We start from the raw sequence: 1,115 nt of genomic DNA on the forward strand, positions 1-1,115 counted from the left end.
GTCGAGGTATCTGCCGTCACGGTCGGTGTAGCGGAACGTCAACGCGAGGGTCACGTCGTTGGACGCGCCGCCGGCCGCGTACTGGTCCATGATCTGCGCCATCGCGCGCGCCGCCAGATCGGGCGCGTCGGCGACGATGCGTCTGCTCAGCGTGCGGCGGAAGCGCACGCCGGAATCGGGGGCCGTGTCCACGGTCACGGCCAGCTGGGTGACGCCGCTCTCCGAAGCCAGGGATTCCATCAGCGCGGCCCACGAGGCCACGTACGAATCCTCCACGTCGTCGTCCGCGAGGCTCGCGCCCTGCGGCTGGCAGGAAAGCAGCAGCGAGTATTCGCCGGTGCGCGCGTGCCTGACCAGGCAGAACTCGCGGCCGAGACCGTCCAGCGCAGACGTGACGCCGACCTGCGAGAGGATCCCCGGCAGCATGGCCCTTCCCCCGTCGATTGGCGCGAGCAGGCCGGAACGGTACAGGTTCGAGCCGGAACGCTTCGCCGCGATCCACGAGCGCCTCTCCACGGCGCGTTCCACCATGTTGCGGTGTTCGCGGTCCCTCACCGCCAATACGAGGATCACGCCCATGCCGACGACGAGGATCGCAATCGCGGCGAGGACGTTCGCCATGCTGACCAGCAGCGTCGTGACGAGCACCCCCATGCCGGCCAGCGTCAGCGGGATCCCGATGTTGCGGATGCCTCCCGGCATCGGCCGCATCCAATCCCCGTACGTCGTGTTCGATGCCATGATCGGCCCTCCAAATCAAATCGGGATGTTCAGAACGTCTTGCTTCTGCGCGCCGAGGAACGGTCCGCGCCTTGCGGGGCCCCGTCGCGGGCACCGCCGTCGGAAACCGGCCTTACGACGGCCGCATCGGCCTGTGAGGAGCCCTCCGGGATGTTCGGATCGAACCCCGTGGGGCTCACTCGGTCCGCTCCCTGAGGAGGGGCCGATTCGGCGGACGGCTTCGACGCGGAACCCATGCCGCCGGCCCCGTCGGGACGTTCGGAGGGAGCATGGCCGTTCGAGGCGTTCGTGGCCGGAGACGCGGGATTCGCGTTCGTGTTCGTCTTCGTTCCACGGCGTGCGCCGTCCGGCGTCGATCCGCCGCCCGCGAGTTT

General features: G+C 69.1%; 1 protein-coding gene and 1 pseudogene. Both read right to left on the reverse strand.

Translation table 11 applies throughout. The features are described 5' to 3' along the window. A partial coding sequence (locus BISA_RS11770; protein ID WP_033892186.1) for an SCO6880 family protein occupies positions 1 to 741 on the reverse strand: 741 nt, incomplete at its 3' end. 29 nt (positions 742 to 770) lie between these two features. Beyond that, positions 771 to 1,115, reverse strand: a pseudogene (locus tag BISA_RS13455) (hypothetical protein); the annotation flags it as partial.

The organism is Bifidobacterium saguini DSM 23967 (assembly GCF_000741715.1).
Classification (GTDB): domain Bacteria; phylum Actinomycetota; class Actinomycetes; order Actinomycetales; family Bifidobacteriaceae; genus Bifidobacterium; species Bifidobacterium saguini.